This is a genomic window from Methylobacterium sp. EM32 (assembly GCF_040593685.1).
Classification (GTDB): domain Bacteria; phylum Pseudomonadota; class Alphaproteobacteria; order Rhizobiales; family Beijerinckiaceae; genus Methylobacterium.
On sequence record NZ_JBEXZS010000008.1, the window covers coordinates 97,686 to 113,163 of the forward strand.

Below are 15,478 nucleotides of genomic sequence, written 5' to 3' on the forward strand. Positions count from 1 at the left end.
GGTTATGGATCCCGGGCTCCGCTTTCGCGGCCCCGAGATGACGCGGAGGATGTCGATAATCCTCGGCCCCATCGAAGAACGACAATCAAAACATCTCGCAAAACATCTCGGAGGAACGCCATGTCCACCACCCCCGACCCCACCGACCCTCGCGCCGCGATCCGCCAGGGCGCCATGACCCCGTTCCAGGTCGCCGCCGTCGCGGTCTGCGTGCTGATCTGCGCCCTCGATGGGTTCGACGTCCTGGTGGTCGCCTTCACGGCCGCCTCGATCGCCAAGGACTTCGCCCTGAAGCCCACCGATCTCGGCCTCCTGTTCAGCGCCGGCCTCGCCGGGATGGGGCTCGGCGCCCTCTTGATCGCCCCCCTGAGCGACCGGCTCGGCCGGCGCACCACCGTGCTCGTCTGCCTCGCCATCCTGTGCGTCGGCATGCTGGCCGCCGCCGCGACCCGCACCCTGACCGAGCTCGCCCTGGTGCGGCTGTTCACCGGGCTCGGCATCGGCGGCGGGCTCGCCACCGTCAACATCGTGGTCGCCGAATACGCCACCGACCGCTGGCGCAACCTGTCGATCTCGCTGATGTCGCTCGGCTATCCGATCGGCGCGACCCTCGGCGGGGCGTTCTCGGTCTACCTCATCGCCGCTTACGGCTGGCGCTCGGTCTACGTCTTCGGCGGGATCATCGCGCTGGCGCTGGTGCCGGCTGTGCTGGCCTTCCTGCCGGAATCCCTCGATTACCTCATCGCCCGCCGCCCGGCCGGCGCGCTGCCGAAGGTCAACCGGGTGCTGGCGCGCCTCGGGCGCCCGGCGCTCGCCGTCCTCCCGCCACCGTCGCGGGCGGAGGCCGAGACCGGCGCCAGCCTCGCGGCGATCGCGCGCCCGCCCTATCGCAGCCGGACGCTCGCGGCCTGCGCGGCGTATTTCTGCGTGATGACGACCTGCTACTTCTTCCTGAGCTGGACCCCGAAGGTGCTGACCGAGCTGGGCCTCAGCGTCAGCGGTGGCATCTCGGGGGCGATGCTGATGAATCTCGGCGGTGCCGCCGGCTGCCTGCTGTTCGGGTTCCTCGCCCGCCGGGCCGGGACGCGCAGGCTCGCCGCCGCCTTCATGGCCGGGCTCTTTCTCGCCGCCACGGCCTTCGGCCACGTGCCGGCGACGCCGGCGGCTCTGCTCGCCGCCACCCTCGCCATCGGCTTCTGCCTCTACGGCTCGATCAACGCGATGTACGCGGTGGTGCCGCCGATCTTTCCGGCCCCGGTGCGCACCACCGGCACCGGGCTCGCCATGAGCGTCGGCCGCCTCGGCGCCGTCACCGGCCCGGGCCTCGCCGGGATGCTGATGGCGGCGGGCTGGGAGCGGCCGGATTACTGCGTGGCGCTCGCCCTGCCGATGCTCGTCGCCGCGCTCGCCTTGCGCTGGGTCACGGCGCGGGAGCCGGCGGAACCGGCACGCGCCGTGCCGGGCGCCGTGTCGGCGGTGCGGGGATGACCCCTACCGCAACCCCGCCGGCCGCTCCCCCACCGCCCAATCCAGGGCCTGCTCCAGACGGTCGTTGCCCCAGAACAATTCGCCGTCCTCGGTGAGGAAGCTCGGGGCGCCGAACAGGCCGCGGGATTTCGCCTCCTCGCCGATCGAGCGCAGGCGGCTCTTCACCGGCTCCTGGGTCGAGGCGCGGATCAGCGCCGGGCCGTCGAGGCCGAGGCCGTTGAGCAGGGCGGAGATCGCCGCGGGCTCGGCGATCGACTGGCCCTGCGCGAACTCCGCCGCGTAGACCGCCCGGACATAGTCGCCGATCCACGGCTCCTCGGCGCCGTGGACCGCGACCCGGGTCGCCGAGAGGCTGTTCTGCGGAAAGCTCTCCGGCCGCACCAGCGGCGGCAGGCCGAGGCGGGCGGCCTCGCGGGCGAGGTCGCGCCACATGTGGCGGCCCTTGGCCGGGTAGAGGTTGAACGGCGAGGAGGTCCACCCCTGTGCGGCGAAGACCGGTCCAAGCAGGAACGGGCGCCAGCGCACGGCGACGCCGGCCGTCTCGGCCAGCGCCTCGATCCGCATCGCGGCGAGGTAGGAATAGGTGGATGCGAACTCGAACCAGAATTCGAGCGTGGGCCGGCGCGGCATCGCACCCCTCTTCACCGTCGGACTGATCCGGCACCTTCGCGTCAGCCGGGCCGGCCCACAAGCGCCGCCCCGGGCGTCGCATCGCCACGGGCGGGGATGGGAACTTTGGCAGCGCGGTTGCACGGGGCCGGGCCGGGCTGGTAAGCCCCCGCGCATCCGTTCAGTTCCCACTCCACCGAGGCCCGCCCCGCATGTCCGACCAGCCCCAGAAGCGCGTGAAGAAGGTCGTGCTCGCCTACTCGGGCGGCCTCGACACCTCGATCATCCTCAAGTGGCTCCAGACCACCTACGGCTGCGAGGTGGTGACGTTCACCGCCGATCTCGGCCAGGGCGAGGAGCTGGAGCCGGCCCGCCGCAAGGCCGAGCTGCTCGGCATCAAGCCCGAGAACATCTACATCGAGGACCTGCGCGAGGAATTCGTCCGCGACTACGTCTTCCCGATGTTCCGGGCCAACGCCCAGTACGAGGGCGTCTATCTCCTGGGCACCTCGATCGCCCGGCCCCTGATCGCCAAGAAGCAGATCGAGATCGCCGAGAAGGTCGGGGCGGATGCCGTGTCCCACGGCGCCACCGGCAAGGGCAACGACCAGGTCCGGTTCGAGCTCGGCTACTACGCGCTGAAGCCCGACGTGACGGTGATCGCCCCCTGGCGCGAGTGGGACTTCCGCTCCCGCGAGTCGCTTCTCGCTTTTGCCGAGCAGCATCAGATCCCGATCGCGAAGGACAAGCGCGGCGAGGCGCCGTTCTCGGTCGACGCCAACCTCCTGCACGCCTCCTCCGAGGGCAAGGTGCTGGAGGATCCCGCGCAGGACGTGCCGGACTACGTCTATTCGCGCACCCTCTCCCCCGAGGAGGCGCCCGACACCCCGACCGTGATCACCATCGGCTTCGAGCGCGGCGACGCGGTCTCGATCGACGGCGAGGCGATGTCGCCGGCGACGCTGCTCGCCAAGCTCAACGAGCTGGGACGGGCCAACGGCATCGGCCGCCTCGACCTCGTCGAGAACCGCTTCGTCGGCATGAAGAGCCGCGGCATGTACGAGACCCCCGGCGGCACGATCCTGCTGCCGGCCCACCGGGCGATCGAGTCGATCACCCTCGACCGCGGCGCGGCGCATCTCAAGGACGAGCTGATGCCGCGCTACGCCGAGCTGATCTACAACGGCTTCTGGTTCTCGCCGGAGCGCGAGATGCTCCAGGCCCTGATCGACAAGAGCCAGGAGATGGTCACCGGCACGGTGCGGCTGAAGCTCTACAAGGGCGGCGTCCACGTCATCGGCCGCGAGAGCCCGAACTCGCTCTACGACCAGGACCTCGTCACCTTCGAGGAGGGCGCCGTGGCCTACGACCATCGCGACGCGGCGGGCTTCATCAAGCTCAACGCGCTGCGCCTGCGGACCCTCGGCCAGCGCAAGCGCAAGCTCGGCGCCTGACGACAAAAAGGCCCGCTCCGGCGATGGAGCGGGCTCGCACGCGAGACGATGCGGCTGGCACGAGGCCGGCCGCGAGGCTTACAGCCTTACTCCTCGTCCTCGTCGTCGATATCGACCAGGAACAGGATGTCGACGTCGTCCTCCTCGTCCTCGTCGTCGGTCTCGCCCTGGCTGTCATTGGCGGCCTTGGGCTCGTCCTCGTCCTCGAAATCCTCCTCGTCCATCGAGTCCTCGAAGGTCTCGACCTCGTCCTCGGTGGCGGGACGCAGCTTCAGCGACTCGGCCTTGCCCGACCACAGCGGCCGGCCGTCGCTCTTCATGGTGCGCAGGTCGTCCTGAAAGCCCTCGACCTCGAGAAGCTCCCGGGCCCGTTCCTCGTTCGACCGGATGATGGCGACGGGCGTGCCGTCGATCTCGAGAGTGAACATCGTGCTTCCCTTGTAAGGGCCGCGCCGCAAAGGGCGGGCGGGGCCGGTGTTACGGGGGGAAAGGCCGCCGCGCCAGTCCCGTTCCGGGCGGCCCTCACGGAAAGTCGCGTCGGACCGGGACGGTTCGCCGGCTCGACGCGACCCGGGGCCCGCTACCGGATCCCGAGCAGCGCGTCGTCGTTGGCGACGATCAGGATGCGCAGGTCGGCGTCGGGCACGTAGTCCTTGGCCTCCCACACGAAGGTGGTGGGCCCGGTCTTGCGCACGCCCTTGCGGCAGAAGCTCACCAAAGCCGTCGGGCTGCCCTTGTCCACCGTGAGGGTGAAGCGGCCGATGCGCCCGGCCCAGTTGCGCGCGGTCGTGACGATGTAGGGCACCTCGACCGCACGGGTCAGGCCCTGATCCTTCATCGGCGAGGCGGCGATCAGGCGCCGCACCCCGGCGAGACCGTCATCGTCGAGGCAGTAGCGGGCCCGGTAGGCGGGCGTTTTCGCCTCGTCGGCCGCGAGCAGGTGGTTACCCTTCACAGGCACGTAGGTGTGCGAGACGCGAAGCTCGCGGCCGGGCGGAAAGTTCTGCTCCCAGTGGAACTTGGCCTCGCTGCGCCACAGGAATTCCGGCATCTCCGCGGGATCGGACATCAGGCCGGCCTTCACCAGCTCTTGCTGTGCCGCCGGCTTGAGGCGCTTCACCGCCGCCTCGAGGTCGTTGCGCCGCAGCGGGTTGAGCGGCAGGCCGTGGCGTTTGAGCAGGTCGGTCACCTCGCGCTGGCCGAGATAGGCCCGCTCCTCCAGCTGCGGCGTCACCGGCACGCCGTCCACCGTCACCGTGAAGCCGACGAAGTTCGCCCGGTCCTCGAAGGGCAGGCTGAGGGCGCTCGTCGAGAGCTGCGCCCCGTCGATCGCCGGCAGCGGGAAGGCGATCCGCAGGGTCTTCGCCGTCGCCGCGCCGTTGCGGAAGACGTAGTCGACCGCGATGCGGTCGAGACCGATGCGCAGGTCCTCGCTGGCGAGCGTGATGTCGGGATCGCGCACCAGCACCAGGCCGCCGGCATCGAGGGCGGCGGCGCTGTCGTTGGCGCGAGCTGGCGACAGCGCCAGGGCGCAGGCGACGGCGCAGGCGGCCAAAATCGATCGAATTGCGCCGCTCGTCATCACCGTCTCCCGTGCTTCGCACGGCCCCGCTTACGGCAGATCGAGCCGCATCGGCAACCGGAAGACGAAGTTTTTTAAGGCTCTCACGCCGCCAGCGGAAAGTCGCGGGATCCCCTCTCCCGTGTGGGAGAGGGGTAGGGGTGAGGGTGCTACGTTTCTGACTCAAGCTGAAACCGTGGTGCTGGTAGCGGGACGATCAGAGCCCGTCTCGGAACCGGAGCACCCTCACCCCCAAACCCCTCTCCCACACGGGAGAAGGGAGGCGTGCTCTATTGTGAAATGCTTGACCAGAACTGCCTCACGGCCGCACGCACTGGCTCAACCCCCCGATTCCCGCCGTCCGCCCCTGGATCCGCCCGGCGAGCGCCCGCAAGGCCCGGGTCGGCCGGCGCGGGTTGCGCAGGATCGGGTTAGGCAGGGACGCCACCAGCAGAGCCGCCTCTCCTTTCGTGAGGTCGCGCGCCGGCTTGCCGAACCAGTGCCGGGCGGCGGCCTCGGCTCCAAAAATCCCCTCCCCCCACTCGGCGACGTTGAGGTAGATCTCCATCGTCCGGCGCTTGCCCCAGACCACGTCGACCATCAGCGCCAGCGGGATCTCGAGCGCTTTTCGCAGGTAGGAGCGGCCCGGCCACAGGAAGACGTTCTTCACCGTCTGCATCGTCACCGTCGAGGCGCCGCGGCTCGGGCCGTCCTCGTCGTCGACCACGCTCCACAGGGCGTCCCAGTCGACGCCGTTGTGCAGGCACAGGCGCTGATCCTCGGAGGCCACGACACCCTGGACCAGGGCCGGGGATATCGCCTCCAGCGGCACGACCTCGCGGGTCACCGGCTGGAGCGTGGCCCAGCGGCCGAGCATCAGGGTTGAGGGCGGGGTCAGCGCGCGATAGACGAGCGCCAGGACCAGGACGAGGGCGACCGCCATGACGGGCACCAGGAGCACGGCGCGCAAGGCACGCCGCCCGCGGGCCCGGACCGGCGGCGCGCTCGCCGGGACCAAGCCCCGCAGCGGCTGCGGCACGCCTTCCCGGCGGTCCGCGGTGACGCGCGGCTCCTGAATTCGCTCCTCCTCTCGGCGTGCCCGTCGGCGAGGCCACCATGACGTCAACGCGGGCCCCGCAGGTTACGACGCCGGGCCGTCCCCAGGAAAATACGATGGCCGGCACCACAGGATACCCGCAGGCAGGCGATTTCACGGCGCGGCTCTCGGCCGTGGCCAAGACCGTCGAAGGCTTCCTCGCCGAGCGCCTCGGCGACGCGGTGCAGGCCGGCGAGATCGCCCGGCCTCCCCGCCTGATGGAGGCGATGCGCCACGCCGTGCTCAACGGCGGCAAGCGCCTGCGCCCGTTCCTGGCCATCGAGACCGCCCGCATGCTCGGCGGCCCGTTCGAGGGTGCGATGGCCGCCGGGGCCGGCGTCGAGCTGGTGCATTGCTACTCGCTCGTCCACGACGACCTGCCGGCGATGGACGACGACGACCTGCGCCGCGGCCAGCCGACCGTGCACAAGAAGTACGACGAGGCGACCGCGATCCTGGTCGGCGACGCCCTCCAGACCCTCGCCTTCGAGATCGTCGCCGATCCGGCTTGGCAGGCCGACCCGCTGATCCGCTCCGAGCTGGTGCTCGGCCTCGCCCGCGCCTCGGGCCTCGGCGGCATGGTCGGCGGCCAGCTCCTCGACCTCGGGGCGGAGGGGCGCTTCGGCCCGGCCAATCTCGACGTCGACGCGACGCTCCAGCTCCAGGCGATGAAGACCGGGGCGATCCTGGCCTACTCGGTCGATGCCGGGGCGCTCGTCGGCGGCGCCTCGCCCGAAGAGCGCCGCGCGCTCCTCGCCTACGGCCGCGCGCTCGGCCAGGCGTTCCAGGTTGCCGACGACATCCTCGACCGCGAGGCCTCGTCCGAGGCGATGGGCAAGCGCACCGGCAAGGACAAGGATGCCGGCAAGGCGACCCTCGTCGACCGCCTCGGCCTCGACGGGGCGCGCGCCGAGTGCGAGCGCCTGGTCGCCGAGTGCGAGACCGCGCTGAAGCCCTGGGGCGAGGCCGCCGCGACGCTCTGCGAGGCCGCCCGCTTCACCGTCGCCCGCAAATCGTAAGTTTCTCGGATCCCGGCGGGGGATTGCCTCCTTCCGCCCATCCCTCTTCGAAAGAAGGTCACGCCATGGCCACGTACAAGATCCTGCTCCTGCCCGGCGACGGCATCGGCCCCGAGGTGGCGCGGGAAGTCTCCAAGGTGCTGGGCTGGTTCACCCGGGCCGGCATCGCGCAGTTCGAGACCGAGACCGACCTCGTCGGCGGCGCGGCGATCGACGCCCACGGCGTGCCGCTCTCGGAAGCCGCGATGGACCGCGCCAAGGCCGCCGACGCGGTCCTGTTCGGCGCCGTCGGCGGGCCGAAATGGGCCGGCGTGTCGTACGCCAAGCGCCCCGAGGCGGGTCTCCTGCGCCTGCGCAAGGACCTCGGCCTGTTCGCCAACCTCCGCCCGGCGATCTGCTACCCGGCGCTCGCCGAGGCCTCCGCGCTCAAGCGGGAGCTGGTCGAGGGCCTCGACATCGTCATTGTGCGCGAGCTCACCGGCGGCGTCTATTTCGGCGAGCCGAAGGAGATCGTGACCCTCGAGGACGGCCAGAAGCGCGCCATCGACACCCAGATCTACACCACCGGCGAGATCGAGCGCATCGCGGCGGTCGCCTTCGACCTCGCCCGCAAGCGCCGCAACAAGGTCGCCTCGGCCGAGAAGCACAACGTCATGAAGACCGGCGTGCTGTGGAAGGAGACGGTGACCAAGCTCCATGCCGAGCAGTATGCCGATGTCGGCCTGGAGCACGTGCTCGCCGACAACTGCGCCATGCAGCTGGTGCGCAACCCCAAGCAGTACGACGTGCTCGTCACCGACAACCTGTTCGGCGACATTCTGTCGGACGTGGCGGCGATGCTGACCGGCTCGCTCGGCATGCTGCCCTCGGCCTCGCTGGGCGCGGTCGAGAACGGCACCCGGCGCGCCCTCTACGAGCCGGTCCACGGCTCGGCCCCCGACATCGCCGGCCAGAACCTCGCCAACCCGATCGCCATGATCGGCTCGCTGGCGATGGCGCTCCGCTACTCCTTCGGCCTGCTCGAGGCGGCCGACCAGCTCGAGAGCGCCATCACCCGCACCCTCGCCGGCGGCACCCGCACCCGCGACATCGCCGCTCCAGGCACCAACGCGGTCGGCACCACCGAGATGGGTGATGCCATCGTGCGCGAGTTGCAGGCGCTGGCGGGCTGAGGCCCGCCGACAGCTTTGAAGGGTTGATCCCACCCTCAAACCTCATCCTGAGGTGCCGGAGCGAAGCGGAGGCCTCGAAGGAGGCCTCCAGATAGCCCTGAGACCTCTGGAAGCCTCCTTCGAGGCACGCTTTCGCGTGCACCTCAGAATGAGGTCGTGGGCGGGATGACGATCAATCCGAGTCCGCCCTTCGACTCGGCTCTTCGACGACGGACAGGGAGAACCACCATGCGCCTGTGCGTGTTCTGCGGCTCCAGCGACGGGGCCCGTCCGCTCTACCGCGAGGCGGCGACCGCGCTCGGGCGTCACTTCGCCGAGGCCGGGATCGAGCTGGTCTATGGCGGCGGCAAGGTCGGGCTGATGGGGGCGGTCGCCGATGGCGCGCTCGCCGCCGGCGGCCGGGTGACCGGGATCATCCCGAAATCCCTCGTCGAGAAGGAGACCGCGCATCTCGGGCTGACCGAGCAGCACGTCGTCGCCTCGATGCACGAGCGCAAGGCCATGATGGCCGACCTCGCCGACGGCTTCGTGGCGCTGCCCGGGGGCTTGGGCACCTTCGAGGAGATGTTCGAGGTCTGGACCTGGGGGCAGCTCGGCTATCACGGAAAGCCGCTCGCGGTGTTCAATGCCGGCGGCTTCTACGATGGCTTGCTCGGCTTCCTCGATTCCGTGGTGGCCGAGGGCTTCGTGCGCGCGCCGCACCGGGCGATGCTGATCGTAGGCACCGAACCGGCGGACCTCGTGGCGCGGATCCGGGCCTACGAGCCGCCGAAGGTGATCAAGTGGGTGAAGGCGGAGGAGCGGTAGGGGCCAAGGAGAGGCCAATCAGAGCGGGCTTTGTCCGACAGACGGTGCCAAATGCCCTGCGGCGAATCGAATGATCGCCCGCTTCGACACCCCTCCACGTCACCCCCGGGGCTCGACGAAGTCGAGAACCCGGGATCCATAACCGCCAACGTCGGAGAATAGAGCGCGCCGCGTTCCGCACGATCCTAGATCGGTCAGCGGTTATGGATCCCGGGTTCCGCTGCGCGGCCCCGGGATGACCCGGAGGGTGAGACCAGCGAGAGAATCCCCCCGAACGGAAACGGGCCCCTTCCGGGGCCCGTCGCACATCCGGCCGATGCGTGTCGGCTCAGTACCCGTAGCGCGCCCGCGACAGCGGCGAGGTCGGGTCGAGGTAGTCGATCGCCGACAGGTCCACCGTGACCGCGCTGCGCCGGGCGCCGATGAACGGGCCGTTGGTGATCGGATCGGGCAGGATGCCGGCGCCGCCGAAGCGCTCGCGGTTGGCGATGTAGGGCGGCGAGTTCAGGTAGGACGCGGTGATGAAGTGCGGGTTGGTGGCCGGGTTGCCGGTCGCGCCCGAATTGGCCTCGACCACGTTGCCGGCGTCGAGCCAGCTGCGCGGGCGCACGCGGATCGCGAGGCCCTGGCCGTCCCGGGTGCTGCGGATGACGTAGCTGTCCTGCGCCTGCGAGGCAGCGGTGCCGGCGCCCAGGGCCGCGAGGGAGAGGAGCCCAGTCAGGGCGAGAGTCTGGAAGCGCATGCCGCACCTTTGATGAACGTCGCCAGGGTAGCGCCGCACTCGTTAAGAAACGACGCCGTTGTGGAAAGAGACGTGCGAGCGCGGCCGAGGTTCCCGCTCACGGCGAAGCTGGTCGCGAATGCCGCACTCTCGCCGCATTCGTTCGAACCGCCCTGCGGGACGCCGGCACCGCCGCCGTGGTGGCCGGATCCTCCGGCGGGCAGGACGCCATCCGGGCCTGCGCCAGCATCGCGGCGACCGGCGGGGCGAGTTGAGCCCCCGGCAGGGCGCCGAGCCGGTCGACCGTGCAGGCGACCGCCTGCGGCTCGGGGAGCTGCCCGAGCGGCGCGCAGAGCCAGCCCTCGAGCCGCAGGGCGGCGTTGAGGCGGAACGCCGTGCAGGCGCGCCGGCCCTCCGCATCGAGCAGGGTCGCGTCGACGGTGTCGAGGGCGCCGAACCGCGTCGCGAGCTGACCGCGCTCGCCGGTGCGCGCCACCGAGAGGCCGCCCGCCTCCGCGGCCCGGCGGGCCAGGGTGACGAACAGGCTCCCCTCCCCGTCCGGCTCCGCCGTCTCGATCGCGACGAGGCGCAGGAACGGCGTCTCCTGCACCGCGAAGGCGCCGGTGGTCAGCGTGTCCTCCCGCAGGCCGGCCATCGTCCGGGCGCGGCCGGTCGCCTCGCCGAGGCGGTAGCGGTCGGCCGCCACCTCGCTCCAGACCGGCGGAGCCACCGCAGGGGCGGCGTAGCGCGGCACGAAGGCGGCCTGATCACGCAGCGGCGGGTCGGCGAGACGCCGCTCGCTCGCGAGCACGCTCAGGAGCGCGATCACCGCCGCGGCGCCGAAAGTCCGCCCGGCGACGCGCCGGTACCAGGACCGGCGCGGGGTCGCGCGGGCCAGGGGGCGCGGCACCAGTGGCTCGACCGGGCCGATATCCTGCCTGAGGGCGTGAGCCGCCCGCGCCAGGGCAGCGTCGTCGAAGTCCGGCCTGTGCCGCACGGGGTCGCTCCTCCGGTCGCGCGTGGACGTCGTCCCCGGAGTCGCATCGCATTTTAGCGATTTCGTTGATCCGCCCTGACTTGTCCCCGGGCGGGTCGGGTCAGGGTGAACGAGGCGCTAACGAGTGACGGGACGCGGAATCTGTCGCCGACACCCGGATCCGACCCTTGACAGGGCGGCACGTTCGGGCTGTTGCTTCCCGCGCTCGCGCACCCCATCTCGGGTGTCGCCATTTCCGAGGACTGACCGCGCCATGCGGCCTGTGTCGACCACGACGAAACGCAAAGCCACGACGGCGATTACCGCCGCCGGCTGAAGCCTCGCGTCGTCCTCGGATCCCTCCCCGTCCGTGGCGGGCGGAGGCCGGGCTCCTTGAGCCCGCCTGAGATCGTCCGGGGAGGGTCAAGTCCGAACTGGAGCGATTGAGATGGGTTACAAGGTTGCCGTCGTCGGAGCCACCGGCAATGTGGGCCGCGAGATGCTCGACATCCTGGCCGAGCGCGCCTTCCCGGCCGACACCGTGGTGGCGCTCGCCTCCCGCCGCAGCCTCGGCCAGGAGGTGTCCTTCGGCGACAAGACCCTGAAGGTCCAGGCCCTCGACCAGTACGACTTCTCGGACACCGACATCTGCCTGATGTCGGCCGGCGGCGAGACCTCGAAGGAGTGGTCGCCCCGCATCGGCCAGCAGGGCTGCGTCGTCATCGATAATTCGTCGGCCTTCCGCTACGATTCCGACGTGCCGCTGATCGTGCCCGAGGTGAATGCCGACGCCGTCGCGGGCTTCACCAAGAAGAACATCATCGCCAACCCGAACTGCTCGACCGCGCAGCTCGTCGTGGCGCTGAAGCCCCTGCACGAGGCCGCCACCATCAAGCGCGTCGTCGTCGCGACCTACCAGTCGGTCTCCGGCGCCGGCAAGGACGCGATGGACGAGCTGTTTAACCAGACCCGCGCGGTGTTCACCGCCGGCGAGGTCAAGGTGCAGAAGTTCACGAAGCGCATCGCCTTCAACGTCATCCCGCACATCGACGTCTTCATGGAGGACGGCTCCACCAAGGAGGAGTGGAAGATGGTGGCCGAGACGAAGAAGATGCTCGACCCCAAGATCAAGCTGACTGCGACCTGCGTGCGCGTGCCGGTGTTCATCGGCCACTCGGAGGCGGTGAACGTCGAGTTCGAGCGCCCGCTCTCGGCCGAGGAAGCGACCCAGATCCTGCGCTCGGCGCCCGGCATCCTGGTCGACGACAAGCGCGAGCCCGGCGGCTACATCACCCCCCACGAGGCGGCGGGCGAGGACGCGACCTACATCTCGCGCATCCGCGAGGACATCACGGTCGAGAACGGCCTGTCGTTCTGGTGCGTGTCGGACAACCTGCGCAAGGGCGCGGCGCTCAACACGGTCCAGATCGCCGAGGTGCTGGTCAACCGCAAGCTGATCTCGCCGAAGCAGAAGGCGGCGTAAGGGCCTGAACCCTCCCTTGAGGGAGGGCCGCACTCCACTTGTGGAGAGCCGTGCTCGTCGAGCCGGAGCCTTCGTCCGGCGCGAAGCCCGCCTGCCGAAACCGCGTCTTTTCTCGAACGCGTCCAATCTGGAAATCTTCCCCTGCGATAGGAAGGGGAGGATCCACAATGACCATGACGTTGGCGGGCGGCCTCGCGCTGCCCGCCCTGCTGGCGGCCGCGACGATCGGGCTCTGGGCCTTCGCCCTCCTGCCCGAATTCCTTACCGCCCTGCTGTTCTTCGCCGCCGCCACGACGTTGCGGCTCGCGCCGCCCGAGGTGGTGTTCTCCGGCTTCGCCTCCTCGGCCTTCTGGCTGGTGCTCAGCGGATTCGTCATCGGGACGGCGATCCGCAAGGTCGGCCTCGCCGACCGGGTCGCCGGCCTCGTCGCGCCGCACCTCGCCGGCTCCTGGCCGGCGCTCGTCGGCGGCACGGTCGGGCTCACCTACGCGCTGGCCTTCGTCATGCCCTCCAACATGGGCCGCATCGCCGTGCTGATGCCGGTGGTGATGGCGCTGGCCGACCGGGCCGGGCTGCCGGTGCAAGGGGACGGTAAGGAGGGGCGCGGCCGGGCCGGCCTCGCCCTGGCGGTGGGCTTCGGCACGTTCCAGCTCTCGGCCAGCATCCTGCCGGCCAACGTACCGAACCTCGTCATGGCCGGCGCCGCCGAGAGCGCCTACGGGATCCATCTCGCCTACCTGCCCTACCTCGCCCTGCACGCGCCGGTGCTGGGGCTGCTGAAGGGCGCGGTGCTCGCCGGCTGCATCATCCGGCTCTTCGCCCCCGGCCCCCTCGTGCCCGCCACGGCCGGCCCGGCGCCCGGCCCGATGAGCGCGGCGGAGACCCGGCTGGCGATCCTCCTCGTCGCCACCCTGGCCCTGTGGATGACCGATTCCGTGCACGGCGTCCCGGCGGCCTGGATCGGCCTCGCCTCGGCCTGCCTGTGCCTCCTGCCGCGGGTCGGCTTCCTGACCGGCGACGAGTTCGCCACCGGGGTCAACATCCGCACCTGCCTGTACATCGCGGGCATCCTGGGATTCGCCGCCTTCGTCACCCGCACCGGCCTCGGCGACCGGGTCGGCGAGGCGGTGCTCCCCTGGCTGCCCCTCGATCCGGCGCGGCCGGCCGCGAGCTTCGCGGGGCTCGTCGGCCTGACCACCCTGCTCAACTTCGTCGTGACGGCGAACGGGATCCCGGCCCTGTTCACGCCCCTCGCCCGCCTGCTGGCCGAGGGCAGCGACCTGTCCCTCGCCACGGTGCTGATGGTGCAGGCGATCGGCTACGCGACCCCGCTCCTGCCCTACCAGGCCTCGCCGATCGTCGTGGCGATGGGGATGGGCCGCGTACCGGCCCGGGACGGCGCCCTCCTCTGCCTCGCCGTCGCCGCCGTCACCTTCGTCGTGCTGGTGCCCCTCGATTACCTCTGGTTCCGCGCCCTCGGCCGGCTGTGAGCGCGGCTTGCCCTGAGGGCGGCGCTGTCGCAGTGTCCGCGCGATTTTCAGATCCGCCGGAGCACGCCCGCATGGCCCCCACCATCCTGTCCGTCCGCGACGACACCCTGGCGGTGCTGGAGCGCCTCGGCGTCCCGGCCGCGGCCTTCGCGGAGGACGGGCTCCCGGCGCGCTCGCCGATCGACGGCGGCGTGGTGGCGACCTTGCGCCAGACCACGGCCGGGGAGGCCGAGGCGGCGCTGGCGGGCGCGGCCCAGGCCTTCCTCGCCTGGCGCCGGGTGCCGGGCCCGCGCCGGGGCGAGCTGGTGCGGCTGCTGGCTGAGGAGCTGCGCGCCCACAAGGACGATCTCGGCCGTCTGGTGACGCTCGAGGCGGGAAAAATCCTCTCGGAGGGCCTCGGCGAGGTCCAGGAGATGATCGACATCTGCGACTTCGCCGTCGGCCTGTCGCGGCAATTGCACGGGCTCACCATCGCCACCGAGCGGCCGGACCACCGGATGATGGAGGTCTGGCATCCGCTCGGGGTGTGCGGCGTCATCACGGCGTTCAACTTCCCCGTCGCGGTGTGGTCGTGGAACGCGGCTTTGGCACTGGTCTGCGGCGATCCCGTCATCTGGAAGCCCTCCGAGAAGACGCCGCTCACCGCGCTCGCCGTCCACGCGCTCGCCAGGAAGGCGGTGACGCGCTTCGGTTCGGACGCGCCGGAGGGCCTGCTCGGGCTCCTGATCGGCGGCCGGGAGCTCGGCGAGCGCTTGGTCGAGGATGAGCGGGTGGCGCTCGTCTCCGCCACCGGCTCGACCGCGATGGGCCGGCAGGTGGCCCCGAAGCTCGCCGCCCGCTTCGCCCGGGCGATCTTGGAGCTCGGCGGCAACAACGCCGCCATCGTGGCGCCCTCCGCCGATCTCGACCTGAGCTTACGCGCCATCGCCTTCGCGGCGATGGGCACCGCCGGGCAGCGCTGCACCACCCTGCGGCGGCTGTTCGTGCATGACAGCGTCTACGACGCGCTCGTGCCACGACTGAAGGCGGCCTACGGCTCGGTGCGGATCGGCGATCCGCGCGACCCCACCACGCTGATCGGCCCGCTGATCGATGGCACGGCGGCCGACGGCATGGCGCGTGCCCTCGACGAGGCTCGCGCCATCGGCGGCACCGTCCATGGCGGCGAGCGCCTGCGCGACATCCGCGGCGAGGCCGCGGCCTACGTCCGCCCGGCCCTCGTCGAGATGCCCGAGCAGGCCGGCCCGATGCGCCGCGAGACCTTCGCGCCGATCCTCTACGTGACCCGCTACAGCGACCTCGACGCGGCGATCGCCGCCCAGAACGCGGTCGCCGCCGGCCTCTCCTCCTCGATCTTCACCAAGGACCTGTCGGAGGCCGAGATCTTCCTGTCGGCCTCCGGCTCCGATTGCGGCATCGCCAACGTCAATATCGGCCCGTCCGGCGCCGAGATCGGCGGCGCCTTCGGCGGCGAGAAGGAGACCGGCGGCGGCCGCGAGGCGGGCTCGGATGCCTGGAAAGCCTACATGCGGCGGGCCACCAACACGATCAATTACGGCAACACCCTGCCGCTGGCGCAGGGCGTGACGTTCGAGGTGTAGC

General features: G+C 70.9%; 14 protein-coding genes. 8 read left to right on the forward strand and 6 right to left on the reverse strand.

The genetic code is table 11. From position 1 onward, the window contains the following. The first annotated feature begins 120 nt into the window (after positions 1-120). Complete coding sequence (locus tag ABZT49_RS01935) at positions 121-1,488, forward strand: MFS transporter (RefSeq protein WP_355282287.1); 1,368 nt, start codon at positions 121-123, stop codon at positions 1,486-1,488. Positions 1,489-1,491: 3 nt separating this feature from the next. Here ABZT49_RS01935 and ABZT49_RS01940 read toward each other — a convergent pair whose 3' ends face one another. Then, positions 1,492-2,118 carry a 2-hydroxychromene-2-carboxylate isomerase gene (locus ABZT49_RS01940; RefSeq protein WP_355282289.1) on the reverse strand — a complete coding sequence of 209 codons (627 nt, stop codon included), beginning with the start codon at positions 2,116-2,118 and terminating at the stop codon, positions 1,492-1,494. Positions 2,119-2,309: 191 nt separating this feature from the next. Between ABZT49_RS01940 and ABZT49_RS01945 the strand changes: the two genes are divergently transcribed. Next, positions 2,310-3,551, forward strand: coding sequence for an argininosuccinate synthase (locus ABZT49_RS01945; RefSeq protein WP_109970573.1), 1,242 nt, complete (start codon positions 2,310-2,312; stop codon positions 3,549-3,551). An 86-nt stretch (positions 3,552-3,637) separates the two neighbouring features. Here the strand turns inward: ABZT49_RS01945 and ABZT49_RS01950 are convergent, their stop codons facing one another. The 3 genes from ABZT49_RS01950 to mtgA all read right to left on the reverse strand — a co-directional run bounded on the left by ABZT49_RS01950 (position 3,638) and on the right by mtgA (position 6,151). Then, positions 3,638-3,979, reverse strand: a complete 342-nt coding sequence (locus ABZT49_RS01950; RefSeq protein ID WP_048450482.1) for a hypothetical protein — start codon at positions 3,977-3,979, stop codon at positions 3,638-3,640. A 152-nt stretch (positions 3,980-4,131) separates the two neighbouring features. Beyond that, positions 4,132-5,133 (reverse strand): DUF4424 domain-containing protein, encoded by a 1,002-nt coding sequence (locus ABZT49_RS01955; protein ID WP_355282293.1) that lies wholly within the window; start codon positions 5,131-5,133, stop codon positions 4,132-4,134. Between the two features lie 298 nt (positions 5,134-5,431). Next, a complete protein-coding gene (gene mtgA / locus ABZT49_RS01960; RefSeq protein WP_407943426.1) occupies positions 5,432-6,151 on the reverse strand; it encodes a monofunctional biosynthetic peptidoglycan transglycosylase in 720 nt (239 codons plus the stop codon). Between the two features lie 134 nt (positions 6,152-6,285). Between mtgA and ABZT49_RS01965 the strand changes: the two genes are divergently transcribed. The 3 genes from ABZT49_RS01965 (at position 6,286) to ABZT49_RS01975 (ending at position 9,206) form a co-directional block, all read left to right on the forward strand. Further along, positions 6,286-7,227, forward strand: coding sequence for a polyprenyl synthetase family protein (locus ABZT49_RS01965; protein WP_355282296.1), 942 nt, complete (start codon positions 6,286-6,288; stop codon positions 7,225-7,227). Between the two features lie 65 nt (positions 7,228-7,292). Beyond that, entirely contained in the window at positions 7,293-8,399 is a 1,107-nt protein-coding gene (leuB, locus tag ABZT49_RS01970) for a 3-isopropylmalate dehydrogenase (RefSeq protein WP_355282299.1), read from the forward strand. A gap of 228 nt (positions 8,400-8,627) precedes the next feature. After that, a complete protein-coding gene (locus ABZT49_RS01975; RefSeq protein ID WP_355282302.1) occupies positions 8,628-9,206 on the forward strand; it encodes a TIGR00730 family Rossman fold protein in 579 nt (192 codons plus the stop codon). Between the two features lie 328 nt (positions 9,207-9,534). Here ABZT49_RS01975 and ABZT49_RS01980 read toward each other — a convergent pair whose 3' ends face one another. Then, the gene (locus ABZT49_RS01980; RefSeq protein ID WP_355282305.1) at positions 9,535-9,948 is read right to left on the reverse strand and encodes a hypothetical protein; all 414 of its coding nucleotides are present in this window, start codon (positions 9,946-9,948) and stop codon (positions 9,535-9,537) included. A gap of 97 nt (positions 9,949-10,045) precedes the next feature. Continuing rightward, on the reverse strand, positions 10,046-10,924 hold the full coding sequence (locus ABZT49_RS01985; RefSeq protein ID WP_355282308.1) for a hypothetical protein: 879 nt from the start codon (positions 10,922-10,924) through the stop codon (positions 10,046-10,048). Positions 10,925-11,351: 427 nt separating this feature from the next. On the opposite strand from ABZT49_RS01985, the gene ABZT49_RS01990 reads away from it, so the two are divergent. The 3 genes from ABZT49_RS01990 (at position 11,352) to ABZT49_RS02000 (ending at position 15,477) form a co-directional block, all read left to right on the forward strand. After that, positions 11,352-12,386: an aspartate-semialdehyde dehydrogenase gene (locus ABZT49_RS01990; RefSeq protein WP_109970568.1), complete on the forward strand. Its 1,035-nt coding sequence runs from the start codon at positions 11,352-11,354 to the stop codon at positions 12,384-12,386. 167 nt (positions 12,387-12,553) lie between these two features. Next, positions 12,554-13,876, forward strand: coding sequence for an SLC13 family permease (locus ABZT49_RS01995; RefSeq protein ID WP_355282311.1), 1,323 nt, complete (start codon positions 12,554-12,556; stop codon positions 13,874-13,876). Positions 13,877-13,947: 71 nt separating this feature from the next. Further along, complete coding sequence (locus ABZT49_RS02000) at positions 13,948-15,477, forward strand: aldehyde dehydrogenase family protein (protein WP_355282314.1); 1,530 nt, start codon at positions 13,948-13,950, stop codon at positions 15,475-15,477. Position 15,478 lies beyond the last annotated feature (1 nt).